At 61.3% G+C, this 24,122-nt stretch carries 22 protein-coding genes; 20 read left to right on the top strand and 2 right to left on the bottom strand.

What is annotated here, in order from left to right; all coding sequences use genetic code 11:
* Window positions 1-11 precede the first annotated feature (11 nt).
* The 19 genes from ileS to thiO all read left to right on the top strand — a co-directional run bounded on the left by ileS (window position 12) and on the right by thiO (window position 21,053).
* The gene (ileS, locus tag HA399_RS16265) at window positions 12-2,843 is read left to right on the top strand and encodes an isoleucine--tRNA ligase (RefSeq protein ID WP_131432822.1); all 2,832 of its coding nucleotides are present in this window, start codon (window positions 12-14) and stop codon (window positions 2,841-2,843) included.
* 118 nt (window positions 2,844-2,961) lie between these two features.
* Window positions 2,962-3,489, top strand: coding sequence for a signal peptidase II (gene lspA / locus HA399_RS16260; protein WP_054556926.1), 528 nt, complete (start codon window positions 2,962-2,964; stop codon window positions 3,487-3,489).
* A gap of 20 nt (window positions 3,490-3,509) precedes the next feature.
* Window positions 3,510-3,953, top strand: coding sequence for an FKBP-type peptidyl-prolyl cis-trans isomerase (gene fkpB, locus HA399_RS16255; RefSeq protein ID WP_043335961.1), 444 nt, complete (start codon window positions 3,510-3,512; stop codon window positions 3,951-3,953).
* A 59-nt stretch (window positions 3,954-4,012) separates the two neighbouring features.
* The gene (gene ispH / locus HA399_RS16250; protein WP_404325515.1) at window positions 4,013-4,981 is read left to right on the top strand and encodes a 4-hydroxy-3-methylbut-2-enyl diphosphate reductase; all 969 of its coding nucleotides are present in this window, start codon (window positions 4,013-4,015) and stop codon (window positions 4,979-4,981) included.
* A gap of 221 nt (window positions 4,982-5,202) precedes the next feature.
* On the top strand, window positions 5,203-5,691 hold the full coding sequence (locus tag HA399_RS16245) for a type IV pilin protein (protein ID WP_404325513.1): 489 nt from the start codon (window positions 5,203-5,205) through the stop codon (window positions 5,689-5,691).
* A 73-nt stretch (window positions 5,692-5,764) separates the two neighbouring features.
* On the top strand, window positions 5,765-6,265 hold the full coding sequence (locus tag HA399_RS16240) for a GspH/FimT family protein (RefSeq protein ID WP_347421810.1): 501 nt from the start codon (window positions 5,765-5,767) through the stop codon (window positions 6,263-6,265).
* Window positions 6,262-6,828 (top strand): type IV pilus modification protein PilV, encoded by a 567-nt coding sequence (gene pilV / locus HA399_RS16235; protein WP_404325512.1) that lies wholly within the window; start codon window positions 6,262-6,264, stop codon window positions 6,826-6,828. Before HA399_RS16240 ends, pilV begins: the two co-directional genes overlap by 4 nt.
* Window positions 6,825-7,814, top strand: a complete 990-nt coding sequence (locus tag HA399_RS16230) for a prepilin-type N-terminal cleavage/methylation domain-containing protein (protein WP_348471597.1) — start codon at window positions 6,825-6,827, stop codon at window positions 7,812-7,814. The genes pilV and HA399_RS16230 overlap by 4 nt, the downstream gene beginning before the upstream one ends.
* A 71-nt stretch (window positions 7,815-7,885) precedes the next feature.
* Window positions 7,886-8,392 (top strand): hypothetical protein, encoded by a 507-nt coding sequence (locus HA399_RS16225; RefSeq protein ID WP_052384819.1) that lies wholly within the window; start codon window positions 7,886-7,888, stop codon window positions 8,390-8,392.
* A gap of 13 nt (window positions 8,393-8,405) precedes the next feature.
* On the top strand, window positions 8,406-12,029 hold the full coding sequence (locus HA399_RS16220; RefSeq protein ID WP_404325510.1) for a pilus assembly protein: 3,624 nt from the start codon (window positions 8,406-8,408) through the stop codon (window positions 12,027-12,029).
* Between the two features lie 10 nt (window positions 12,030-12,039).
* Window positions 12,040-12,378, top strand: a complete 339-nt coding sequence (locus HA399_RS16215) for a hypothetical protein (protein WP_043335952.1) — start codon at window positions 12,040-12,042, stop codon at window positions 12,376-12,378.
* 56 nt (window positions 12,379-12,434) lie between these two features.
* Entirely contained in the window at window positions 12,435-12,863 is a 429-nt protein-coding gene (locus HA399_RS16210; protein WP_404325508.1) for a type IV pilin protein, read from the top strand.
* Between the two features lie 244 nt (window positions 12,864-13,107).
* Window positions 13,108-13,653, top strand: a complete 546-nt coding sequence (locus HA399_RS16205) for a GspH/FimT family pseudopilin (protein WP_082388836.1) — start codon at window positions 13,108-13,110, stop codon at window positions 13,651-13,653.
* A gap of 7 nt (window positions 13,654-13,660) precedes the next feature.
* Window positions 13,661-14,143 (top strand): hypothetical protein, encoded by a 483-nt coding sequence (locus tag HA399_RS16200; RefSeq protein ID WP_404325506.1) that lies wholly within the window; start codon window positions 13,661-13,663, stop codon window positions 14,141-14,143.
* Window positions 14,143-15,144, top strand: coding sequence for a PilW family protein (locus tag HA399_RS16195; protein WP_404325505.1), 1,002 nt, complete (start codon window positions 14,143-14,145; stop codon window positions 15,142-15,144). Before HA399_RS16200 ends, HA399_RS16195 begins: the two co-directional genes overlap by 1 nt.
* Entirely contained in the window at window positions 15,141-15,680 is a 540-nt protein-coding gene (locus HA399_RS16190; RefSeq protein WP_303570889.1) for a hypothetical protein, read from the top strand. Before HA399_RS16195 ends, HA399_RS16190 begins: the two co-directional genes overlap by 4 nt.
* Window positions 15,681-16,941: 1,261 nt before the next feature.
* Entirely contained in the window at window positions 16,942-19,116 is a 2,175-nt protein-coding gene (locus HA399_RS16185; protein ID WP_404325504.1) for a pilus assembly protein, read from the top strand.
* A 222-nt stretch (window positions 19,117-19,338) separates the two neighbouring features.
* Window positions 19,339-19,794, top strand: a complete 456-nt coding sequence (locus tag HA399_RS16180) for a type IV pilin protein (protein ID WP_404325503.1) — start codon at window positions 19,339-19,341, stop codon at window positions 19,792-19,794.
* Window positions 19,795-19,907: 113 nt separating this feature from the next.
* Window positions 19,908-21,053 carry a glycine oxidase ThiO gene (thiO, locus tag HA399_RS16175; protein ID WP_404325502.1) on the top strand — a complete coding sequence of 382 codons (1,146 nt, stop codon included), beginning with the start codon at window positions 19,908-19,910 and terminating at the stop codon, window positions 21,051-21,053.
* 49 nt (window positions 21,054-21,102) lie between these two features.
* Here thiO and HA399_RS16170 read toward each other — a convergent pair whose 3' ends face one another.
* The gene (locus HA399_RS16170) at window positions 21,103-21,366 is read right to left on the bottom strand and encodes a PP0621 family protein (protein WP_043337174.1); all 264 of its coding nucleotides are present in this window, start codon (window positions 21,364-21,366) and stop codon (window positions 21,103-21,105) included.
* Between the two features lie 180 nt (window positions 21,367-21,546).
* Here HA399_RS16170 and HA399_RS16165 point away from each other — a divergent pair, with 180 nt between their 5' ends.
* Window positions 21,547-23,181, top strand: coding sequence for an NAD+ synthase (locus tag HA399_RS16165; RefSeq protein ID WP_404325501.1), 1,635 nt, complete (start codon window positions 21,547-21,549; stop codon window positions 23,179-23,181).
* A gap of 126 nt (window positions 23,182-23,307) precedes the next feature.
* On the opposite strand, the gene HA399_RS16160 is transcribed toward HA399_RS16165, so the two are convergent.
* Window positions 23,308-24,111 (bottom strand): outer membrane protein assembly factor BamD, encoded by an 804-nt coding sequence (locus HA399_RS16160; RefSeq protein WP_054556941.1) that lies wholly within the window; start codon window positions 24,109-24,111, stop codon window positions 23,308-23,310.
* Window positions 24,112-24,122 lie beyond the last annotated feature (11 nt).

The raw sequence follows: 24,122 nt of genomic DNA, 5'->3' as shown, positions 1-24,122 counted from the left end.
CCCGAAAGGCTATGAGCGACTACAAGCACACTTTGAATCTGCCCGATACCGACTTCCCGATGCGCGGCAATCTCCCCAAGCGTGAGCCGGACCAACTGGCACGCTGGAACGAGATTGACCTCTACGCGCGTCTGCGTGAAGCAGGCAAGGGCCGTCCGAGCTTCGTGCTCCACGACGGCCCTCCCTATGCCAACGGCAATATTCACATCGGTCATGCCGTCAACAAGATTCTCAAGGACATCATCGTCAAGTCCAAGACGATGGCGGGTTTCGACGCGCCTTACGTGCCGGGTTGGGACTGTCATGGTCTGCCCATCGAGCACAAGGTCGAGACGACCCACGGCAAGCACCTCGAGTCCGAGAAGGCGCGTCATCTCTGCCGTGAATACGCCGGCGTGCAGGTGGAAGGCCAGAAGCACGAGTTCATCCGTCTCGGTATCGTCGGTGACTGGGGCAACCCGTATCGCTCCATGGACTTCGCCAATGAAGCCGGTGAGATCCGTGCGCTGGCCGAGATGGTCAAGGGCGGGTATGTCTTCAAGGGCCTGAAGCCGGTCAATTGGTGCTTCGACTGCGGCTCTGCGCTGGCGGAAGCGGAAGTCGAGTACGCCGACAAGACCTCTGACGCCATCGACGTCGCCTTCGCGGCAGACGATAGCGCGGCGCTGGCCAAGGCCTTCGGCCTCGAATCATTGAGCAAGCCGGCGGCGATCGTGATCTGGACCACCACTCCGTGGACCATTCCGGCCAACCAGGCGCTCAACGTGCACCCGGACTTCGTCTACTCGCTGGTCGACACCGGCGAGCGCCTGCTGGTGCTGGCCGAGGAACTGGTCGAGGACAGCCTGGCGCGCTTCGGTCTGAGCGGCGAGACGCTGGCGACCGTCAACGGCGCGGCGCTGGAGCTGATCAACTTCCGTCACCCGATCTACGATCGTCTGTCGCCGGTCTATCTGGCCGACTACGTCGAGACCGGCGCCGGTACCGGTATCGTCCACTCCGCGCCGGCCTATGGCGAGGATGACTTCCATACCTGCCGTCGTTACGGCATGAGCTTCGACGAGATCGAAAGCCCGGTGCAGGGCAACGGCGTGTACGTGCCGGACCTGCCGGAATTCGGTGGTCAGTTCATCTGGAAGGCCAACCCGAACATCGTCGCGCGTCTGGAAGAGCTCGGTGCGCTGATGGCGCACGAGAAGATCTCCCACAGCTACATGCACTGCTGGCGCCACAAGACGCCGGTCATCTATCGCGCGACGGCCCAGTGGTTCGTCGGCATGGACATTGCCGGCACCGACGGCGTGACTTTGCGTGACAAGGCGCTGTCCGCCATCGAGGACACCGCCTTCATCCCGGCCTGGGGTCAGGCGCGCCTGAAGAGCATGATCGCCAACCGTCCGGACTGGTGCATCTCGCGTCAGCGCAACTGGGGCGTGCCGATTCCGCTGTTCCTGCATCGTGCGACGGGGGAACTGCACCCCGACAGCGTGGCGCTGATGGAAGCGGTCGCCGATCGCGTCGCCGAGCACGGCATCGATGCCTGGTGGTCACTCGACAGCCAGGAGCTGCTGGGCGATGAGGCCGAGAACTACGAGAAGGTCACTGACACGCTGGACGTGTGGTTCGACTCCGGGACGACCCACTGGCATGTGCTGCGTGGCTCGCATCCGCATGGTCACGAGCAAGGCCCGCGTGCCGACCTGTACCTGGAAGGCTCCGACCAGCACCGTGGCTGGTTCCACTCGTCACTGCTGACCGGCTGTGCCATCGACGGCCACGCGCCCTACAAGGCGCTGCTGACTCACGGCTTCACCGTGGATGCGCAGGGTCGCAAGATGTCCAAGTCTGTCGGCAACGTGGTCGCGCCGCAGCAGGTGATGGACAAGCTCGGCGCCGACATCCTGCGCCTGTGGGTGTCCTCCAATGACTACTCCGGCGAGATGGCCGTCTCGGACGAGATCCTCAAGCGGACCGCCGATGCCTATCGTCGTATCCGCAACACCTCGCGCTTCCTGCTGTCCAATCTGAACGGCTTCGAGCCCGAGCGTGATGCGCTGGCCTTTGACGACATGCTGGCGCTGGACCAGTGGGTGGTCGATCGTGCCGCCCAGCTGCAGGCACGTGTCGAGCTGGCCTACGAGGAATACCGCTTCCTCGACATCTACCAGCAGGTACTGACCTTCTGCTCGCGTGAGCTGGGCGGCTTCTATCTGGATGTCATCAAGGACCGCCAGTACACCACGCAGCCGAACTCGCGTGCGCGTCGTAGCTGCCAGACGGCGCTGTATCACGTGATCGAGGCACTGGCACGCTGGATGGCGCCGATCCTCTCCTTCACCGGTGAAGAGATCTACGCCAACATCCCGGGCCCGCGCAAGGACACCATCTTCCTCGAGACGGCCTACACCGGCCTGACGACTCTGGCGGATGATGCGGCCATGGGGCGTGAGTTCTGGGAGCAGGTGCTGCACGTCAAGCAGGCGGTCAACAAGACGCTGGAAGGCGCGCGCAACGCCGGTCTGGTCAAGAATGGCCTGGCGGCGGAAGTCACTCTCTACGTCAACGACGAGCTCAACACGCTGCTGGCAAGTCTCGGCGACGAGCTGCGCTTCGTGATGCTGACCAGCGGCGTGACCCTGGCGCCTCTCGAGGCGGCCGGTGAGGCAGAAGAGACCGAAGTGTCCGGCCTCAAGGTGGCGGTCAAGGTCAGCGAGAATGCCAAGTGCGAGCGTTGCTGGCACCACCGTCCGGAAGTCGGCACCCTGCCGGAACATCCGACGCTGTGCAGCCGCTGCGTGACCAACCTGCCGGATGGCGAAGGCGAGACGCGTCACTTCGCTTGATCGCTGATGCGACCGCGGCATCGTTCAGCCTCCGCTGAGCGCTGATATCGAACGCCGGGCTCTGGCCCGGCGTTCGTGTCTTGCCGGTCGCAGACTCATTTCACGACAGGAAGGTAACATGACGTCTTCTTCACAAGGCCCCGCGACGGATACCCCCTCGGCCGGCAGTGAGCCGATGCGCTCGCCGCTGCGCTGGTTGTGGCTGTCGCTGGTGATCGTGGTGCTGGACCTGGCCACCAAGTGGCTGGCCAGCAGTTCGCTGGTCTATGGTCAGGCCAACGAAGTGCTGCCGATCTTCAATCTGACGCTGCTCCACAACACCGGCGCGGCGTTCAGTTTTCTGGCTGGCCATGATGGCTGGCAGCGCTGGTTGTTTGCGGGCATTGCGGTGGTGGCAGCCATCGGCCTGAGCATCTGGCTTGCGCGCCTCAAGCGTCACGAGACCTTCACCGCGCTGGGCATCGCGCTGGTGCTGGGGGGCGCGCTTGGCAATCTCTATGATCGTGTCGTGCATGGCTACGTGGTGGACTTCCTGTCCTTCCACTGGGGCAATGCCTTCTTCCCGGCCTTCAACGTGGCGGACGTCGCCATCAGCCTGGGAGCCGTGGCACTGATTCTTGAATCTTTCCGTGGCCGCTCCGAATGAGCGCCACAAGCGAGGTCAGCATGAGCGAGCATCGTATCGCCGATAACATGGAGGTCAGCCTCCATTTCCGTCTTCGTCTGGAAGACGGCACCGAGGTGGACTCCACCTTCGACAAGACACCGGCCACCTTCCAGGTGGGTGACGGCAATCTGCCGCCGGGCTTCGAGCGTTCGATCATGGGCATGGCGGCGGGCGAGACCGGCAGCTTCACGATCACCCCGGAGCATGCCTTCGGTCAGCACAATCCGCAGAACGTCCAGACCGTGGCGCGCAAGAGCTTCGATGAAGAGATCGAGGTCGGCATGGTGATGTCCTTCGCCGAGCCGTCGGGTTCGGAGCTGCCGGGCATCATCCGCGAGATTGATGAGCGTGACGTCAAGGTCGACTTCAATCACCCGCTGGCCGGGCGTACCCTGACCTTCGAGGTCGAGGTACTGTCAGTCGCTCCCGCGACCACGCACTGAGTCTTCTTTCCAGAGGTGCGCTCCCCGTGAGCGTACCTCGCCATCAAGCGGAGCCTGTCATGCAGATCAAGCTGGCCAACCCGCGCGGTTTCTGCGCCGGAGTGGATCGCGCCATCGATATCGTCAACGGGGCGCTCGACGTGTTCGGGCCGCCGATCTACGTGCGTCACGAGGTGGTGCACAACCGTTTCGTGGTCGACTCTCTCAAGGAGCGCGGCGCCATCTTCGTCGAGGAACTGCACGAAGTGCCGGATGACGTCATCGTCATCTTCTCGGCGCACGGTGTCTCGCGTGCCGTGCAGGAAGAGGCCGAGCGTCGCAACCTCAAGGTCTTCGATGCCACCTGTCCGCTGGTGACCAAGGTGCACATGGAAGTCCTGCGCTATGCGCGCAAGGGCCAGGATTGCGTGCTGATCGGTCATGAGGGCCACCCGGAGGTCGAGGGCACCATGGGCCGCTATGACACTACCAAGGGTGGCACCATCCATCTGGTGGAAGACGAGTCCGATGTGGCGCGTCTGGAGGTCAAGGACCCGGAGCAGCTGGCCTTCGTCACCCAGACCACGCTCTCGATGGATGATACGGCGCGCGTGATCGACGCGCTGCGCGAACGCTTCCCGGCGATTCAGGGTCCGCGCAAGGATGACATCTGCTACGCGACCCAGAATCGTCAGGACGCCGTGCGCATGCTGGCAGAAGCCTGCGATGTGGTGCTGGTGGTCGGCAGCCCCAACAGCTCCAACTCCAATCGCCTGCGCGAACTGGCCGAGCGCATGCAGACTCCCGCCTGGTTGATCGACGATGCGCAGCAGATCGAGGCCAGCTGGCTCGAGGGTATCGGCAGCATCGGTATCACCGCCGGGGCCAGTGCCCCCGAAGTGCTGGTGCAGGGCGTGATCGATCGTCTGATGGCGCTGGGAGCCTCGGCGCCCGAGGAGCTCGAGGGCCAGGAGGAAAACATCGTCTTCTCCATGCCCAAGGAGCTCAAGGAGCGCTTGATCGCCTCGGATCAGATCCGCGAGCTGTAACGCCTTGTAAGTTTCTGCCAGTGAAGAAGCCGCGACCCTGTCGCGGCTTTTTTATGCGCGCCATTCGCATTTTGCCATTCAATTCAGCAGTTTCTTGTATAAGCAACGGCATTCTTGAGCACGATCGTTGATCAATCTGGTGCGTATTGAAAAAAAATGTAATACGCAGTTACCAAAATGATACATAATAGAGGTATGGTTCGTACTCTGGAGAATTCCCCATGCCACGACTGTTCTCGGTCACCGGTGTCAGCAGTGCAGGTGCACGCCGCAAGCCGAGACCGGGGCGCGGGGCAGCTGGCAGGCGTCGGGCCAAGGGCTTCACCCTGATCGAGATGATGATGGTGGTCGCGATCATCGGCATTCTGGCGGCGGTCGCCATTCCCTCCTATCTCGGTTATGTGGAGCGCAGCTGGCGCTCGCATGCCCAGCAGGCACTGGGGCAGCAGGCCAGACAGCTGCATGGCTTCTACTACCAGAATTTCTCCGAGGCGCCCGTGGGGGATGATGACCAGCCGACGGATGGCGTCAGCCGTATAGAGGACGGCGGTGGCAATCTTCGCTACCTGATCACGTATCGCAGTCTGTCTGCCTCGTCCTTCGTCCTGCAGGCGACGCCTCAAGGGGCACAGCTCAATGATGACTGCGGCGTGCTGTGGATGGACCAGGACATGAATACCGGTGCCGAAGGAGGAGGTCGGTGCTGGTGATGGTGGGCCCCAGAAGACAGACTCGAGTCCGGCACGGCCGGTCGACCCTCAGCGGCAAGGAGAAGTATCTCTCATGCGCCAATCCCGTGGTTTCACCCTGATCGAGCTGGTCGTGACAGTGGCGATCATTGCCATCATCGCGACCTGGGCGGTGCCGGCCTGGCAAGGCCTGGTGCAGCGCTCTCAGGTGGAGTCCGATGTGCGTGCCCTGACCCATGCGCTCGGCATGGCGCGCAGCACCGCCACCACGCGCGGTGTGGATGTGAGTGTCTGTCCCTATGCGCCGAGCGTCGCCACCCCCAACCCCACGACCTGCGACGATGACTGGGCGAATGGCTGGGTCGTCTATGTCGGGAATACTTCCAACTTCACCCTCGACGACCGCCTGTGGATCCATCAGGACAGCAATGCGGTTGCCCAGTCGGGCGGCGCCTCCAGGATCACCTACAACGATCGCGGCACGCTGACTAGTGGCAACAGTACGCTGGTGTTCTGTGCGGCATCCGATGCTACCTCTGTGGTAGTGGCGCCTTCAGGCCGTGTACGCCTTGAATCAGGAGGGGACTGCTCATGACAGCATCGTTGATGACCACATCCCTCAAGCAAGCCCTGCAGCCGCGAGCGCTGAGGAAGACATTGCTGTCTCGCCTGCAGCGGCGGCGTTCCGCTCGGCATTCACAGCGCGGCGTCGGCCTGATCGAGGCGCTGGTCGCGGTCATGCTGCTGGGGGTTTCCCTGCTGGGGCTGGGGTTGTTGCAAGTTCAGACGCTTCAACATCAGCGCGTCAGCTACAGCAATACCGTGGCACAACTGCTGTCGCTGGACATGGCTGAGCGTATCCGCGCCAACCTTGAGGCCATCGGTCAATATGATGATGCCGATACCACCAATGCGCCCGCGGATGGATGCAGCTCGGACTGCGTGCCCGCAGAGCTGGCGGACCAGGACATCATTGATTGGCGTGACGCCATCATCGGCTCCACGCTGACCAGCGGCGTCGGCAGCGTGGACGTCGACGAGCGTGTTGTCGGCGGCGCCGGTATCGGCGTTCACGATGTCAGTGTCCAGGTGCAGTGGAGTGACCCCATCAGCGGGGGAGTTGACCAGCAGACCTATCGTTTCGAGGTAGAGCCATGAATCGCTGTTCCCCTGCATCGGTCCGCCGACGCTTCGCCCCCGCCACCACCCGCCCTCATGGCATGAAGCGTCAGGCGGGTGTGGGGCTTGTCGAGCTGATGATCAGCCTGGTGCTGGGGCTGCTGATCACGGCGATGGCCGTGCAGATGTTCTCGACCTCACGCAGTACCGTGAGCACCCAGGAGGCGCTTTCCTATCTGCAGGAATCGGCCCGCTACGTGTCCTTCCGGCTCCAGCCGCTGATGCGCAATGTGGGCTACGCAGGCTGTGCCAATAGCCGCGATATCACCAATGCCAGCTCGGTGGATGCCTCCCATGACCTCACGGCGCCTTTCGGTGGTCAGCAGCGTACCCAGCGGGGCCTCAGCTATTTCAATCTGACGTTCGTCGCTGCCAGCAAGGACGGCGATGAAACCACGCTGACCAGCAGCATGACGTCGCTGGGCGGCCCACTGTCCGTGCGCAACGGTAGCGAAGATGCCTTCGTGACCAACGAGTATGCGCTGGTCAGTGATTGCAGCAGCACCGATGTCTTCAGGGTGTCGGGCACCACCCAGGGCAATGTGGAAACCAATGACACCCTGTCACGTTCCTATGGCAGCTCTCAGTCCTCGAATGCCTATCTCTACCCGGTGCAGGCCTGGGAGCTGCGGCTGGATGACCAGGCCAACGATTCTTCGGTGCGTGCACTGTATATCGACCGTATCGATGCCGCTTTCGCACGCGAAGAACTGGCCTCCGGCGTACAGGGCTTCGATGTCAGTTTCAGCCTGGATACCACCGGCAATGGCAGTGTCGACCGCGTCAAGGTGCCGGCCGCCACGGTGCGCAGCGAAGGCCGTTGGGATGAGGTGCGCCGTATCGAGATCGCCCTGACGCTCGAGAGCCTGCCGGGAGTGGTGCCGGGTGGGGATAACGATGGGCGTTTGACGCGAACCTTCAATCTCACGTTCACACCGCGCAATCTGCAACTGAGGGGCAGCTGATGAATACATCGTCTTCAACGTCCAGAGTCTGCGCGGTCACTCGGGGGCCAGCACGTCAGCAAGGTGTCGCCTTGCTGATCGTGTTGATCATGCTGGTCGTGATCGGCCTGCTGGCCGTGACCGGGGTCGAGGACAGTCAGCTGCAGACACGCATGGCCGTCAACAGCCGCAACTTCGAGCAGTCCTATTACAACGCGGAAACCAGCCTGAGCATCGGTGAGCGCGCGCTGCAGGAAAGCCTGGAGGATGGCACCTGGAGCCTGGACAGCTTCGATGACTCGGCCGGCCTGATGCTGGCACTGCCCGAGGATGCACCGCCGATCAACCCGCTCTCGGAAGCGGATTGGCAAGCCAGCGGTATCCAGACGCTGGACAGTGATACCGGTGCGGTCATCGGAGCCTATGTGATCGAGTATCTGGGTAAGGTCGGCGAGCCGCCGCTGAATGCCAGCAACGAAGTGAATGCGGTGGGCACGCGCCTGGATGCCTTCCGTATCAACGCGATGGGCACGGGGGGCGGCAATGGTGCCTCCTGGACAGTAGTGCAAAGCGAGATGGAACTGGGCCCTTACTTCTGAGAGGAGCATGAATATGCGTTATCTGCTGAGTGGTGCCCTGTGCCTTGTCGCCTTGCCCTGTCTGGCGGCCCCCGGGGAAATCGCCCGCGCCCCGGTCACGGAAGCGACCGGGGTTCAGCCCAATATCCTGTTCATTCTGGATGATTCGGGCAGCATGGCCTGGGAAGACACTCTCAACAAGGGGGTGGAACATTGGAGTCTCCAGCCGGCTTCCTCGCTGATGGGATACACCGGGGTGTATTCCAAGAGCGGGATCTGGATAGAGAACAACCATGATGCCGATGATCGTATCGTTTCCTATACGGATCTTGGCGGGGCGGTCGGGGCCTGCATGGGCTTCAATGTCATGGCCTACAACCCGGCGCTGACCTACACCCCGTGGGCGGGGGCTGACCGACTGGGAATCGCCTATCAAAACATGAGCCTGTCGAATGTCCGTGAGGATCCTTACGAGCCCACCAGCTCGGCCAGGATGAAGGATGATGTCTACTACGTTCGCTGGGACGACAATGGCGACGGGGACTATGACTATGGTGAATGCGGCGTCTATAGAAACAATTCAGGGCGCTTGTATCTAGACGAAGATCATGTCGTTGAAGTGGAAGACCTGTCCGCGGCTCAGCAAGTCAACTTCGCCAACTGGTTCACGTATTACCGCGACCGCATGTCCGTGGCCAAATCCGCCATGGCCGGTGTGATCAACGCCAACGAGTCCCGGGTGGGGTTGCGCACCATCCAGGGCCGCAACAACCGCAACGTTGCGGACATGACGGATGTCGATGAGCGTGAAGACCTGCTGGAGGAGCTGTTTACCGCCTATCCCTCCGGTGGCACCCCTCTGCGTACCTCGCTCAAGAATGCCGGTGAGTATTATTCCAGCACTGGAAGCAATGCTCCCATCCTGAGTGCGGATGAGGGCGGCATGTGCCAGCAGAACTATTCCATCATGATGACCGATGGCTACTGGAATGGCTCCAGCCCCAGTGTCGGCAACGTCGACGGTGGCAGCGGCGACTTCATCAGTGCCAGTCACCGTGACAGCTATTCCAATACGCTTGGCGATGTCGCGATGAAATATTATCGCGAGGACCTGCGGACTGACTTGATCGACAGCGTGCCTACCATACCGGGAGTGGATGAAAACTCTGCTCAGCACATGGTGACCTACACCGTCGCTTTCGGTGTGGATGGCTCGCTGTCCGAGAACCCTGCTGATCTCGAGTCTGCCTTCACCTGGCCGAAGCCTTCCGCCAATGCCAATACCACCATCGATGATCTGCGTCATGCGGCCTGGAACGGACGTGGTGAATATCTCAGCGCCGCCAATCCGCAGGCATTGATTGATGCGCTGAACAATATCGCGCAGTCCATCGCAGGACGCGCGGCCAGCACCGGTAGCCTGGACATCAGCAGTGGTGGGCAGACCAGAGGCGCTTATGTGATTCAGACCATCTATGATCCCGCCGATTGGTCGGGCGATGTCGTTGCACGCAAGATCGGCACCAATGGCGCCTTGAGCGCCACCTCGGACTGGTCCGTCGCGGAGTGGTTGCGTGACGATGATAGCCGTAGCTCCAGCCGCAAGGTGATCACCTACAACCCGGGGATCTCCGAAGTGGATGAGAAGGCGTTCTTCTTCAATATCGAGGAGGCCGGATCACTGGAGGCCGAACAGGTACTGGACCTCGTGGGCTTCCTCGATGAGACCCTGCTGTCAGAAACGCTGTTGGCAACGCTGCGGAGAACCGTCCGGGATGATGACGACGACGATGACGACGATGACGACGATGACGACGATGATGATGATGATGGCATTCTTGGCGGTGTCGGCTCAGTGGTCGGAGGCGTCACCAGTGGCGTGGCTCAGCTGACGGGACGCGTCCTGGATACTACCGGTACCTTCCTGAAGCTGGATGGCGCTGATCTTGGCGTCAGAACGTCGGATCTCGAGAACCTGATCGGTTATCTCAAGGGTGACGATGCCTACGAAGGCACCTTGTTCCGCGAGCGTGACGACAACTATCTCGGGGATATCGTGCATGCCTCGCCGGCGATCGTCGGGCCGCCTTCGGCCAGCTATCGCAATGACATGGAAGTGTCTTCGTACCGCTCCTTCAAGACGCTGTATGAGGACCGCCAGAACATGATCTACATCGGTGCCAACGACGGCATGCTGCACGCCATCGACATGGAGACCGGTGAAGAGAAGTTCGCCTACATGCCGTATGCCGCCTTCAGCATCGAGAGCGGGCGCGGTATTCGCCAGCTCGCTGATCAGAACTATGTGCACCAGTACTATGTCGATGCCACTCCGGTCGCGCGTGACGTGCATGTCCAGTTGGGGGATGAGGATGCGCCCGGTTGGCACTCGGTCCTGCTGGGTGGGCTGGGCGCTGGCGGCAAGGCAGTCTACATGCTGGATATCACCGATCCTGAAGGCTTCGAATCATTGGGTGAATCCGACGGCACCTCGCCGGGCGAGATCGTGCAGTGGGAATTCACGCACGAGGACCTCGGCTATACCTTCAGCGATATTCAGGTAGCGCGTCTGGATGACGGCAAGTGGTATGCCATCTTCGGCAATGGCTACAACGCCGACAGCGATGGGCGTGCCAAGTTGTTCATCGTGGACCTGGAAGATCCCGACAACTATGCGCTGCTGGATTCTCAACAGGGCAGCAATGCCGGTGGGTCGTGCACCTCTGGCAGCAGTGACTGCAATGGCATGTCGAGCCCTGAGCTGGCCGACGTCGATGCCGATGGCATCACCGACTGGGTCTATGCCGGCGACCTGCATGGCAATGTCTGGGTGTTCGACATGCGCGAGTTCTCGCTGAGCAACATCGGCAGCAGCGAAATGTCGCGTCTGTTCCAGTCATGTGCCGTTGCCTTGAACAGCACGTCATCGATCTGTCCGGCAGCTTCCCGACAGCCCATCACATCGCGGGTAGCCGTGGCACGCAGCGGTGTCTTCAACAGCACCGTCGATACGCCGTACCTGAATGTGTACTGGGGCACCGGGCAATTGCTGACGCTGCAGGATGCGGTCGATACCTCGACGCAATCCTTCTACAGCGTGCTGCATACCGGGTCCTCGACTCGCCGTCATCATGGCCAGCTGGAAAAGCAAAGCTTCTCCAATATCAGTGGCGTGAGTGACGCGCGTACGGTCACGGGGGTAGGCGTCGATTATTCCAATCAGAACAACAATGGTATGCAGTACGGCTGGTACCTGGAGCTACCGGACTCCGGTGAGCGTCTGGTGACCATCCCGGCTGTCCGTGGTGATCTGATTGTCTTCAATACCACCATCCCGGGCTCCAATGGCCCCTGTACTGGCGGTGCCAGTGGTTGGCTGAATGCGCTCAGCTTGCGCAACGGCCTGCAGCCGGTACGCAGTTACAACAATGTGCAGCAGGTCTTTGATTACAACGCTGATGGCGAGGTCAACGCGAGCGACAACGTCAACAATCAGGTCGTACTCTCGATCAAGACAGAAGGCGAGCCCACCTCACCGAAATTCCTGGGTGATACCCAGTATGTCGGTCAGGGTGGCACCAATCAGGTGGTCGAAATGGCCATGGACTTCGGGATCGATGGGCTGGAAGGCCGTAGTGCCTGGTATCAGCTGCGCTAGGAGAGAGACCATGAAGACATCACGACTCAAGCTGACTGGTAGTGGACTGATGCTGGCGGCGGGCTTGCTCTTCACGAGCTGGGGCTCCCAGGCCCTGGCGGAAGATGCCCCGATTCCGCTGGTCATGGAGCAGAGCGTCACCGGCGTCATCGACGAGCGAGAGGGGGATCAGCTGCTCGTCGACGACATGGGGTTCGTGCTTCAGCCGGATAGCCGGATACTCAATCGCAATGGGCGCGAGCTGAAGGCCTTCCACCTCACGCCGGGGCAGGAGGTCGAGGTGCGCTTCGACCCACGTGGTGAGCCGAAGCAGGTCATCGACATCACGCTGCTGCGTCGGGGGCGCTGATGATCAGGCGAACAGGGGGGGCTCGGGCACAAGGCGGCTTCGGTCTGCTGGAACTCATGATTGCCGTGGCCATCATCGGCATTCTGGCGGCGATCGCCTATCCCAGCTATCAGGATCAGGTGGAGCGTTCACGTCGTACCGACGCCACCACCGCCTTGCTGGCGCTGGCCCAGACCCAGGAGCGCATCATGGCCACCTGCGGTGAATACGCGACGGCCAGCGTGACAGCGGCGACCAGCTGTGGAGATGCGCTTGGAGGCGGTGGCGGTGGTATCGGGCTGGGCCAGGCAGATGCCGTCAGCGAGGAAGGCTTCTACAACCTGGCCGTCGCAGGGGATGCAGACAGCTATACCCTGACTGCCACTGCTATCGGCAGTCAGGCCAATGATGCGGACTGCGCCACCTTTACGCTCACGGAGTTGGGAGTGAAGGGAGCGGCAGTCCTTGAGGACTCGGAAGACACCGATAGCAGTGATTGTTGGTAGTCACTGACAGCCGACATTGCATGGCAAGCGCCTGAAGCCTCGATCTACGATGATCGGGGCTTTTTTTGTCTGGTGGATGAGGTTCAGTCGAGAAATATGGAATAACGGTGATTATGGGGAGTTTTCGGAATGATGGGTAATCTTGTGTAACATAATGATTCCATCTGTGGTTCATAGACGTTAAATTGCCCAATTTCACGCCCTGCAGGGTGCTTTGGCCTGCGTGGCTTTCAGGGGTAAGACGATGCAGCTTTTTCCTGCACTTCGGCATGGATGTCAGCAGGGCCGCCAGCAAGGCTTCACGTTGATTGAGCTGATGATCACACTGGCCATTCTCGTGATCACGATCACGATTGCCGTCCCCGCCTGGCAGGGGGTGGTCGCGCGCAACGCCGTCACCGGCACGGCCGAGACGCTCGTGACTTCCATCAACTATGCGCGTAGCGAGGCGGTGGCCAGCGGCAACGACATCACGCTCTGCCCTCTGAATGCGCAGGGTGACGCCTGCATGAATTCCACCAGCTGGAGCAATGGCTGGGCGGTGGTGCAGGGCAGTCAGGCCGAGGCACGGGCGTCGCTGGGCGATGACCTGTTGCGCGTGTTTGATGCCGCCATCACCGTGCAGGCGGGTGTTGCCGGCGTGACTTTCGATGATCAGGGCGCGACCTCGGATTCCACCTGGTTGTTGATCTGCGATCAGTCGGGCGGGCAGGGCCATCGCCAGCTTGAATTGACTCCCATCGGACGAGTATTGACGGAGACTTATGGCAGCGATGACCAGAGTTGCTGAGCTTGGCATGCCCCGCGCAAGCGGTAGCCAGCAAGGTACCAGCCTGCTGGAGGCGTTGATCGCTCTGCTGTTGATGGGGCTGACATTGCTGGGGTTCGGGCTCATGCAGATGGAAAGTCTGCAGGCCAACAACGAGAGTTACGCGCGTACCGAAGCCCGTATTCTCCTGGTCAGCATGGCAGAGCGCATTCAGGCCAATCCCGATGGCGTGGATGACTACGATGGGCTTTCCACTGCGGGGGCAGGAAATCCGGGCGGTTGTCCCTGCAGTGTTGCCGAGCTAGCGGCCCGTGATGTGGCGGTGTGGGCGGACAGGCTTGAGGACAGCAGTCTGAACGCGCCGGTCGGGTCCATCGCCAGCAGCGGCAGTGACCTTCTCACCCTGACCCTCGGCTGGAGCGGTGCCGCGCAGCTCGGGCAGAACGAAGACAGCATGGACGCCGATGCTCAGGCATTGAGCGAGACCCTACAGATACGAGTGGTGCCCTGATGTCGTCGAAAGCCTCCCTCCCGCTGCGAGCCTTCGCGTCGCGCTCGCCTCGGGCGCCGCGCTCGATTCCCTCACGGCGTGCCCAGCAGGGCGTCGGCCTGGTCGAATTGATGCTGGCGCTGGTGCTGGGACTGTTCATCTCCGCCATGGCGCTGGAATACTTTCTGGCCTCGCGCTCGACCCTCAATACGACCTCTGCCGTGTCTTACCTGCAGGAGTCTGCGCGCCACGTCACGCGTCGCCTGCAGCCATTGGTGCGCAATGCCGGCTTTTCCGGTTGTGCGTCGGTGAGCAGTGTCAGTGATGGTACCGGCAGCCATGCGCTGTCCGATTCTCCTCTGACGGCCGAGTCCGACACGGTGGCGGGGATCAACTACGACCGTCTGGCCTTGCAGGTACCGGCGCTGGGAGCGCAGCGCGGTTGGCAGCTCGGGGCGAGCGTCGCCCAGGGCGATACCTCGCTGACCCTGGAGGACTACACCTCCGGCACGCTGGAGACGGATAGCGTCGTGCTGATCAGCGACTGTGAGAGCGGCGATATCGCACGCCTCTCGGGCGATGGCAACAACTCGCTTGATCTGTCGAGCGCCGTCGAGCACGGCTATGGCGGCACCATACAGACCCAGGCATATGTCTATCCGCTGCAGCGTTGGTACCTGTTGCTGTCACAGGCCGATGACGACTCCCCCGTTCGGCTCTGCCTGAACGGCGAGGATGTCGCTGGCGATCCGGCAGCAGGCTGTGGCGAAGAAGTGGCGCGATACGTCGAAGCGCTGGACCTGACCTTCGATACGGCCTCCGGCAGCGGTAGCGCGAGTCGCTTTGCCGTGGAGCGCAGCGTGGCGGAAGTGGAAGCCGCGAACGACTGGAGCAGCGTCAGACGGATCCACATCAGCCTGACCCTCAAGACGCCGCCGACGATCAATGTCGAGGAAGAGGGGAACGGTGAGTTGCAACGCACCTTCGATATCACCCTGAGCCCGAGGAATATCGGTCTATGAACCAGGCAAGTTCTCCCAGGCCGCCACGCCAGCAAGGCATGGCATTGCTGGTCGTGCTGATCATGCTGATCGTGGTGGGCGTGATGGCGGTGACGGGCAATGAAGATACCCAGTTGCAGACCCGCATGTTGATGAATACCCAGTTCTACGACAACGCCTATGCGGAGGCTGAGAGCCTTCAGCAACAGGCGGAGAGTCGTCTGCTCGAGGGGGAGCTGACCCTGGATGATTTCGGTGGGGACGGCTTCTACGACGTGACGGCGGGGGAGGAGCTGGGCTTCGATCCTCTGCAGGCAGACGCCTGGGAGGGAGAGGGGGTCTTGAGCGGTGATGCGGCGGACAACGGCAACTATGTCATCGAGTATCTCGGGGAGACGACGGAAGGCGTTCTGAATGACGACAACCTGAGCAGCAGTCAGTTGTTGAATGCCTTCCGCATCACGGCCGCCGGTTGGAGTCTTGAGAGCGCAGGTGACCCCGACAGCAAGAAGCGTGCACTGGCAGTGGTGCAAAGCGAAATCATGATGGCCGATTGAAGGGAATCTATCGATGAAATCGAAGCACTCACCCCGCCACAGCGGCTTGCGTCGTATTCACCTGCCGGCCTTGCTGTCAGGCGGGCTGCTGGTCGCATTGCCCGTGCTGGCAGACAGCGACACACTACTTCAGTTGCCCACCACCCAGAGTGTCGGCGTCACTCCCAACGTCCTGCTGGTGCTGGATGATTCGGGCTCGATGTCTTTTGAAGACACTTTTGAGGGTGGGGATTCTGTTCAGAAATATGACCTGGTCTATGCCGAACAGAAAGAGTGTGAGTGGGTACAGAGGTGGTGGGGAAAACAAAAGAAATGTGAGACTGTTTTCAAACCTCTTGACTTGGATAGAAAGTATTTCTGCTACACACAAAATACTCAAGCATATAACCCTCATCAGACTTATCTTCCTTGGAAAAAGGGGGATGGGGATGAACGCTATGACAATATGGATCCTACTGCTACCTGGGTTGATTTCAACTTAGGAGATGTTACCAGTAACCTGGTTGATCTCACCGATCCAGATTTGAACTATCGTTACTACACTGGAAGTAACTGTAATTCGGATACTGAGGTAAAACTCTCAGGTGACAGTCTTTCGGAACAAGAAAAAATCAATTACGCCAATTGGTTTACCTACTATCGTGATCGTTTGGGTGTCGGTAAGGCTGCTGCCTTGGAGTTGTTGGCAGGCACTAATTTTCGCACTGGCTTTTTGACTATCAATCCAGACTCTGTTACTGCCAAGCAAGCTGAAGTTGATGATATATATGATACATTGATAAGCGAGGTCATCAATTCTATCGGAACAATAGTCTCAATAATAACAAGCTCTGACAGTGGTAATGATCATCTGGATGAAGTGAAGGATGCTATCGTTGGCTCCAAAATCATACCGAATACTGAATACAATTATAATTCCTATCGTGGAACTCCACTGCGTGAGGCTCTTCATCGTGCCGGTAAATATTACCAGGGTGATTATAGGGGGCTCGGGGATTCCCCCATAATTTCTGCAGATGAAGGCGGTATGTGTCAGCAGAATTTCACTGTCCTCATAACCGATGGTTTCTGGAATTCCGAGGACTCTTCATACTCCACTGCGATTGAAAAAGATATTCGTGATGCCAATGGTGATGGTCGTACCTGGCGTCAAAGCAATGGCCGATCTGGTGGCGATGCCACCTTGGCGGATGTCGCTTATTATTATGCCAATATTGATTTACGCAAAAACCTTGGCAGTGGCACCTATGAAAAGCAGGTGATGACGACGTATACCGTCGCCTTTGGTGTGGACTCCGACAGTGATGAGTGGAGCAGCAAAAAGCGTGTCACCGAAAGCAGCTCCAGCACCATTGATGACCTGGAGCAGGCGGCGATCGATGGCGGGGGCTCCTACTTCAATGCCTCCAGTCCGACGGACCTCGTCTCGGCCCTGGCGGCGATCGCCTCCGAGATCGTCGCGGTAGGCAACAGTGTCAGCGGCCTCTCCACCAACCTGACGACGGCCAGTGTCGAGACGGATAGCCAGCTGATCGAGAGCCGCTATTCCGCCTCGACCTGGACGGGGGATGTGGTGGCCTCGTCGGTACAGGAGGGCAAGGATGTCGAGGATGACGACCAGGTCTGGAGTGCTGCCACCCAGTTGAGTGAGGCATTGGAAGAGAAGGATGGTGTTGAGTCGCGGACGGTCTTCACCATGTCCGGCGGCAACGGAGTCGAGTTCACGACCGACAACGCGGGCCGCCTGAGCTCCAGCCAGCGCAATGATCTCGCGCGCATGGAGGTCGGTGGCAACTCCACTGATGACCATGTGGAGGCGGCGATCGAGTGGCTGCGGGGCAGCGATGAATACGAAGGTGATGGCCTGCGCAATCGCACTGGCGTCCAGCTGGGCGACATCATCGGCTCGTCGCCTGTCGTCGTGACTCAAGAAGACTCGACGACAGAGGGCAGTGTCTTCGTCGGGGCCAACGACGGCATGCTGCATGCCTTCGACCTCAAGACCGGCAACGAACAGTTCGCCTATATTCCGGAACTGCTCTACAGCGAAGAGGACGATGCAGGGCTGGGGTATCTGACGGACCCGGGCTATCAGCATCGCTACTACGTCGACGGTGAACTGCGTCTGGCCAGCCTGAATGGTGAGGAGTGGCTGGTATCCGGTCTCGCCGGCGGTGGGCGCGGCCTGTTCGCGCTCAATGTCACCAAGGCCGTGGCAGGCGAAGACTTTGATGAAGATGATGTGGTGCGCTGGGAATTCGGTGCCAGCGACGATGATGACATGGGGCATGTCTACGGCAGCGCGCATATCGTCACCCTCAACAACGGCGACAGCGCGGTGCTGGTCGGCAACGGGCTGGAAACGGCCGATGAGAACGCCGCGCCGACGTTGTTCGCGCTGGAGCTTGATGGAGTCAATGCCGGCGGCGTGATCGCCAAGCTGTCCCCCAGCGGAGTGACCGGCGGATTGGCAAACCTGCAGGTCGCGGACCTCGACAGCAATGGCACCGTCGATTTCGCCTATGGCGGAGACCTGCAGGGGCGACTGTGGAAGTTTGACCTCAGTGACGACGACAGCAGCAAGTGGAATGTCACGCGCCTGTTCACGGCCTGTGCTACCAGCCTGACCGGCGGGGAGTGCCAGACGGACGCGCTGCAGCCGATCACCGTCAAGCCGACACTCAGTCGCTACTCCGGCGAGACGCACACCATGACCTCGCCCAATCTGCTGGTGTCCTTCGGGACCGGCCAGGACATGTACGCCGACGCCGAAGATGAAGCCTGGGTCACGCAGAGCCTCTACACCGTGCTGGATACCGGTGGCAGTCATACCAGCCTGACGCGCAGTGACCTTGAGGCACGCAACTTCGTCAGCGGCAGCTACACCAACGGCGAGCTGACAGGCCGGACCCTTGGCGGCGACAGCTTTGCCTACTATCCCAGCCAGCTCGAGGATCAAGACACGGATCGCTTCGGCTGGTATCTGGATCTGGACGCCTCCGAGCAGGAAGAGCTGGTCGAGCCGGCCAATCTGCTCTCCAACCTGGTGGTCTTCTCCACCAGCACGTCCAGTACTGGAACCAACTTCTGTGAAAGTACCGGCGGTGGCTGGCTGGTCGCGCTGGACACCGAGACAGGTCTGCCGACCTACGACGATAGCGAAGGCAGCTACGTGACCATCTTCGATTTCAATCAGGATGAGGCCTTCAGCGCTGATGACCTGGTCGGTACCCTCGTTGATGACACCGTCGCCGTCGGCAATGTCATCGTCAGCGTCAAGTTGAGCGGTACACCGACGTCCAGTGTCAGTGTCGGCGATACGGTCTACGTGGGCACCAGTTCGCTGGGCAGCGAGGAGGGTGGTGTCTCCTCCTATGATCTCAACGTGTCCAGCTCGACGGACACCGGTCGTGTCTCCTGGTATCAGCTGCGCTGAGCCCGTCTCGGACATGAGGCAAGGATGACACGCTGCGCCGCCACGCCTTCCCCGGGTGGCGGCGCCTTGCCTTTCATCAGGGTTTACTTCCTTCAGGCAGGCTTGCTCGATGCCTTTTGGCTGAGTCTTTCGCCCGAGTCTTGCGCCCGAGTCTTTCACTGAAGTCTTTCTCCCAAGCCTTTCACCCAAGCCCTTCATTCACGTTCTTCAAGGAAGCACTTCATGGCCAGTCTTCTCTCTTCCCGTTCGCGTCTTTCTCGGCGTCGGTTCGCCTCAGGCTTCACGCTGACGGAAATCATGATCGTGATCGTCATCGTCGGCATTCTCGCGGCGATTGCCTACCCGAGCTATCAGGACCAGGTGATCCGCTCGCGTCGTGCCGATGGGCAGGCGGCGCTGATGTCACTGGCCCAGGCCCAGGAGCGCTACATGGCGCGTTGCGGTGGCTACGCGACCAGCATCGCCGGCGACAGTGATTGTGATGAGGAAGGACTGGGGCGTGCCACCGAGTCGCCGGAAGGCTATTACGCCCTGAGCCTGGAGGATGGCGCCACGACCACGCGCTTCACGCTCATCGCGACCGCGGTGGCGCCTCAAAGCGCCGATGCCGACTGCCCCGCGCTGACCCTCACCAATACCGGTGTCCGCGATACGACCGGCGATGGCGATTGCTGGTAGCCGTGAAGCGCTCGGCTCTGCGCAATGCTGGATTGCACGCGGCTCGCTTGCACCGCCTTGCGGGCGGCGTATTCTTGATCCCTTTCCCGGGCTGATGGCAGGAGCGAACAGGCGTGAATGACTTTGTGGTGGTAGGCGGTGGCGTGATCGGCATGCTGACCGCGCTGGAGCTGGCGGATGGCGGTGCCGAGGTCACGCTGGTCGAGCGAGGCCAGTGTGGGCGTGAGGCGTCATGGGCGGGCGGCGGTATCGTCTCGCCGTTGTATCCGTGGCGTTATAGCGCGCCGATCTCACGCCTGTCTGCCTGGTCGGAAGGCTTCTACCCCACGTTGGCCGAGCGCCTGATCGAGACCACCGGCATCGACCCCGAATATCGCCAGCAGGGCCTGCTGTACCTGAATGTCGAGGATGCCGAGCAGGCACTGGCCTGGTCCCGGGAATATGCCAAGCCGCTGACGCGCGTGGACGCCGACTTCGTCTATGACAAGGCTCCGGCGGTCGCGCCCGGTTGCGAGTCGGCGTTGTGGATGCCGACGCTGGGCAGCATCCGCAATCCGCGTCTGGGCAAGTCACTGCGCGCCGCGCTCGACGCTCACCCGCGCGTGCGCCTGCTGGAGAATGTCGCGGTGCAGGGCATTCTGCTGCAGGACGACACCGCCATCGGCGTACAGACCGCCAATTCGGTGCTGTCTGCTGGGCAGGTCGTGGTCTGCGGTGGTGCCTGGAGTCGAGAGATTCTGAGTGAGGCAGGACTTGCGCTGCCGGTACGGCCGGTACGCGGCCAGATGGTGCTGTTCAAGGCGCCCAAGGGACTGGTGGAGCGCGTGGTGCTCAAGAATGGTCGCTACGTGATACCGCGAGGCGATGGCCGCATCGTGGCCGGCTCGACGCTGGAGGAGGTCGGCTTCGACAAGGCGACCACCGCCGAGGCGCGTGAGTCACTGATCAAGAGCGCCTGCGAGATCATCCCCGCGCTGGCGGAGTGTGAGGTCGAGCACCACTGGGCGGGACTGCGCCCCGGTTCGCCGTCCGGCACGCCCTTCATCGGTACCGTGCCTGAACGCCGCCACCTGCACGTCAATGCCGGCCATTACCGCAATGGGCTGGTACTGGCGCCGGCCTCGACCCGTCTGTTGGCGGATCAACTGCTCGGGCGTACGCCGATCATCGACCCCGCCCCCTACCAGCCCGAGGCCCTGCTGGCCGAGATCGCTGCGCTGGATACGTCGTCAGATGCCGGTGAGACCCGCTGGGCCTGAGGGATTGGTTGCCGTCTTTCGCCATCGAGCATCTCGTCTCGGTGGCGAATCATTTGCGCGGTCCTTCGTCGAGGAAGTGCTGCTGGTGTTCCTGGCAGCAGAAGTGCAGCGCCTCATGGCGGATGGCGTCATTTTCCGGCAGATGCAGGTCGCAGTAGGCGCAGCGCACCATGTTCTGCGCCTCGCGTTCGGCGGGGCTGTCGTTGCCGTAGTCGTCCTGGCTCAGCTTCCATTGGCGATACATGCGGTAAAGGCGCAGGCCGGCCCAGAACAGGGCGACGAAAACCAGCAGACGGATGATCAACAGGCTCATTCCTATATGACTCCCAGATGAGGCGGCGCGCGTGGCTTTTGCCAGCGGCGCGGCCTTGCGGGACAATGGCGGCCAACATGATGACAGGTGGGCCGGTGCACGGCTCAGTGATCTGAGCCAGATGTCTGGCCACAGTGTACTGGCCCCTTATCGAACCGCCAATCGAGAGATCCTTACCGCATGCAAGATCTGACTCTGGTGATGGCCCAGCTCGACCCGCTGGTCGGTGATATTCCCGGCAACACTGCGCGTGCCATCGAATCGGTGCGTGAAGCGAGTCTTGAGCACAAGGCCGATGTCGTAGTGCTGCCCGAGTTGTGTCTGACCGGCTACCCGCCGGAAGACCTGCTGCTGCGCGAGTCCATGGAATCCCGCCTCGAGGAGGCGCGCGCCCATATGGCGAAGAAGGTCGCGCCGGGCGTGATGGTCATCGTCGGCTACCCCGGCATGCGTGACGGCAAGCGTTACAACCTGGCCGGCGTGCTCAAGGATGGTGAGTGGATCGCCGAGTATGCCAAGCAGGCCTTGCCCAACTATCAGGTCTTCGATGAGCAGCGCTATTTCACGCCGGGTAGCGAGCCGTGTGTGGTCGAGTGCCGTGGTGCCCGCTTGGGTATCGTCATCTGCGAAGACCTGTGGGACGGCGCGCCGATCCGTCAGGCGCGCGATGCCGGGGCCGAGATTCTCGTCAGCCTCAACGCCTCGCCCTATCACCTGGAGAAGCCGGCCGAGCGCAATCAGCTGTTCGCCGAGCGGGCAGCCGAGGTCAATTGCCCGCTGGTCTACGTCAATCAGATCGGCGGTCAGGATGAGCTGGTCTTCGACGGGGGCTCTGCCGCCATCGATGCCGACGGCAAGACCTGCGTGCAGGCGCCGTGGTGGGATGTCGGCCTGATGCCGGTGCAGTTCCTCAAGGCAGAGGGTGGCAACTGGGTGCCGCAGAGTGGCGAGATCGCCGAGCTGTTGTCGCCGGAGGAGTCGCTCTACTGTGCGCTGGTCACCGGGCTGCGTGACTACGTCAACAAGAGCGGCTTCAAGGGTGTGGTGCTGGGGCTTTCCGGGGGCATCGATTCCGGTCTGTCGCTGGCCATCGCCGTCGATGCGCTGGGCGCGGACCGCGTGCATGCCGTGATGATGCCGTATCACTACACCGCGGACATCTCCAAGGAAGACGCCGCCGAGCAGGCCAAGCTGCTGGGCGTGAATTACGAGGTGATGCCCATCGCGCCGATGGTCGAGGCCTTCACCGAGACCCTGGCGGAGAGCTTCGCCGGCAGCGAGCGCGACACCACCGAGGAGAACCTGCAGTCGCGGTGCCGTGGCGTGCTGCTGATGGCCATCTCCAACAAGAAGGGCCTGATGGTGCTGACCACCGGCAACAAGAGCGAGATGGCGGTGGGTTACGCCACGCTCTACGGCGACATGGTCGGCGGCTACAACGCGCTCAAGGATGTCTACAAGAGCTGGGTGTTCCGTCTCGCCAACTGGCGCAACACCATGGGCCCGGCGATTCCGGAGCGCGTCATCACGCGCCCGCCGTCCGCCGAGCTCGCCGAAGACCAGCTCGACAGCGATTCGCTGCCGGACTACGACACCCTGGATGCGATTCTCACCCACTACATCGAGGGTGACATGAGCGCCGAGGCGATCATCCGCTCAGGCTTCGAGGAAGAGGATGTCTATCGCGTGGTGCGTCTGGTCGACCGTACCGAGTACAAGCGTCGTCAGGCACCGGTAGGCGTGCGCGTCACGCCGCGCGGCTTCGGGCGGGACCGCCGCTACCCGATCGTCAATGGCTGGGTAGCCGGCGAATGACGGATTGCGGATTCTTTGCGCAAGACGCTGAAAGTGCCTGAATCCGACGATTCTGGCCATGCTGGCAGCACGAAAAAGCCCGTGATCGATGATCACGGGCTTTTCGATGGTGACGCCTGCCGGTCGTCAGACCGTCAGGTCGTCAGCCTTCACGTAACGCGGCTCGAAGGTGCGGCCATCCAGACGTTCGTTGTCCGGATCATTCTGGATCAGCACCTTGAGCGTCTCGCTGGCACGGTCACGCAGACCGAGGCCCAGATAGCCCTCGACCATCACGGCCAGCGCATCGCGGGTGGCAGGAGTGTTAGGGTAGTGCTCAATGACCCACTCACCCCGCTTCACGGCAGCCAGATAGGCCTGCTTGCGCAGGTAGAAATCGGCTGTCTGCAGCTCGCCGCGCGCCAGTACGTTGCGCAGATAGATGATGCGCTGACGGGAATCTGCCGCGTAGGTGCTGTTGGGGAAGCGACGTACCAGCTCACCGAAGTCGACGTAGGCATCGCGTGTCGCGCCCAGGTCACGCTTGGAAATATCGATCAGATCGAGGGATTCCAGGCTGAAGCGACCCGCGCTGTACGCTGCCAGTCCACGCATGTAGTAGGCATAATCGACCTGCGGGTGATCGGGGTGCAGGCGAATGAAACGGCTGGCCGCGGCGCGTGCCGCCTCCCAGTTGTCGACCTGGTAATAGGCGTAGATCAGCTCCAGCTGCGACTGTTCGGCGTAGCTGCCGAACGGGAAGCGAGTATCCAGGGCTTCAAGTTGTTGCACAGCGGAGTTGAAGCGGCTGGTATCCAGGGAAACCTGGGCCTGACGATACAGGTCCTGCTCCTGAAGATCCGGTGCCGGCTCGTTGGACGCACAGCCAGCCAGCAAGGTGCTGGCCAGGGCGAGGGCAGTCAAGGGAAGGGCGCGCATCGGTTTCCTCATCTCGGGCAATC

This window comes from Cobetia sp. UIB-001 (assembly GCF_044789135.1).
Lineage (GTDB): Bacteria > Pseudomonadota > Gammaproteobacteria > Pseudomonadales > Halomonadaceae > Cobetia > Cobetia amphilecti.
This window is presented reverse-complemented; position numbering and strand designations above follow the sequence as displayed.

Bases quoted from the DNA above. Each gene is read 5' to 3' on its own strand.
- ileS (WP_131432822.1), top strand. From the start codon at position 12: ATGAGCGACTACAAGCACACTTTGAATCTGCCCGATACCGACTTCCCG.
- HA399_RS16165 (WP_404325501.1), top strand. From the start codon at position 21,547: ATGCAAGATCTGACTCTGGTGATGGCCCAGCTCGACCCGCTGGTCGGT.
- fkpB (WP_043335961.1), top strand. From the start codon at position 3,510: ATGAGCGAGCATCGTATCGCCGATAACATGGAGGTCAGCCTCCATTTC.
- HA399_RS16205 (WP_082388836.1), top strand. From the start codon at position 13,108: ATGCAGCTTTTTCCTGCACTTCGGCATGGATGTCAGCAGGGCCGCCAG.
- HA399_RS16180 (WP_404325503.1), top strand. From the start codon at position 19,339: ATGGCCAGTCTTCTCTCTTCCCGTTCGCGTCTTTCTCGGCGTCGGTTC.
- HA399_RS16160 (WP_054556941.1), bottom strand. From the start codon at position 24,111: ATGAGGAAACCGATGCGCGCCCTTCCCTTGACTGCCCTCGCCCTGGCC.
- HA399_RS16220 (WP_404325510.1), top strand. From the start codon at position 8,406: ATGCGTTATCTGCTGAGTGGTGCCCTGTGCCTTGTCGCCTTGCCCTGT.
- HA399_RS16195 (WP_404325505.1), top strand. From the start codon at position 14,143: ATGTCGTCGAAAGCCTCCCTCCCGCTGCGAGCCTTCGCGTCGCGCTCG.
- HA399_RS16245 (WP_404325513.1), top strand. From the start codon at position 5,203: ATGCCACGACTGTTCTCGGTCACCGGTGTCAGCAGTGCAGGTGCACGC.
- pilV (WP_404325512.1), top strand. From the start codon at position 6,262: ATGACAGCATCGTTGATGACCACATCCCTCAAGCAAGCCCTGCAGCCG.
- HA399_RS16200 (WP_404325506.1), top strand. From the start codon at position 13,661: ATGCCCCGCGCAAGCGGTAGCCAGCAAGGTACCAGCCTGCTGGAGGCG.
- HA399_RS16230 (WP_348471597.1), top strand. From the start codon at position 6,825: ATGAATCGCTGTTCCCCTGCATCGGTCCGCCGACGCTTCGCCCCCGCC.
- HA399_RS16190 (WP_303570889.1), top strand. From the start codon at position 15,141: ATGAACCAGGCAAGTTCTCCCAGGCCGCCACGCCAGCAAGGCATGGCA.
- HA399_RS16240 (WP_347421810.1), top strand. From the start codon at position 5,765: ATGCGCCAATCCCGTGGTTTCACCCTGATCGAGCTGGTCGTGACAGTG.
- HA399_RS16215 (WP_043335952.1), top strand. From the start codon at position 12,040: ATGAAGACATCACGACTCAAGCTGACTGGTAGTGGACTGATGCTGGCG.
- lspA (WP_054556926.1), top strand. From the start codon at position 2,962: ATGACGTCTTCTTCACAAGGCCCCGCGACGGATACCCCCTCGGCCGGC.
- HA399_RS16185 (WP_404325504.1), top strand. From the start codon at position 16,942: ATGACGACGTATACCGTCGCCTTTGGTGTGGACTCCGACAGTGATGAG.
- HA399_RS16170 (WP_043337174.1), bottom strand. From the start codon at position 21,366: ATGAGCCTGTTGATCATCCGTCTGCTGGTTTTCGTCGCCCTGTTCTGG.
- HA399_RS16210 (WP_404325508.1), top strand. From the start codon at position 12,435: ATGATTGCCGTGGCCATCATCGGCATTCTGGCGGCGATCGCCTATCCC.
- ispH (WP_404325515.1), top strand. From the start codon at position 4,013: ATGCAGATCAAGCTGGCCAACCCGCGCGGTTTCTGCGCCGGAGTGGAT.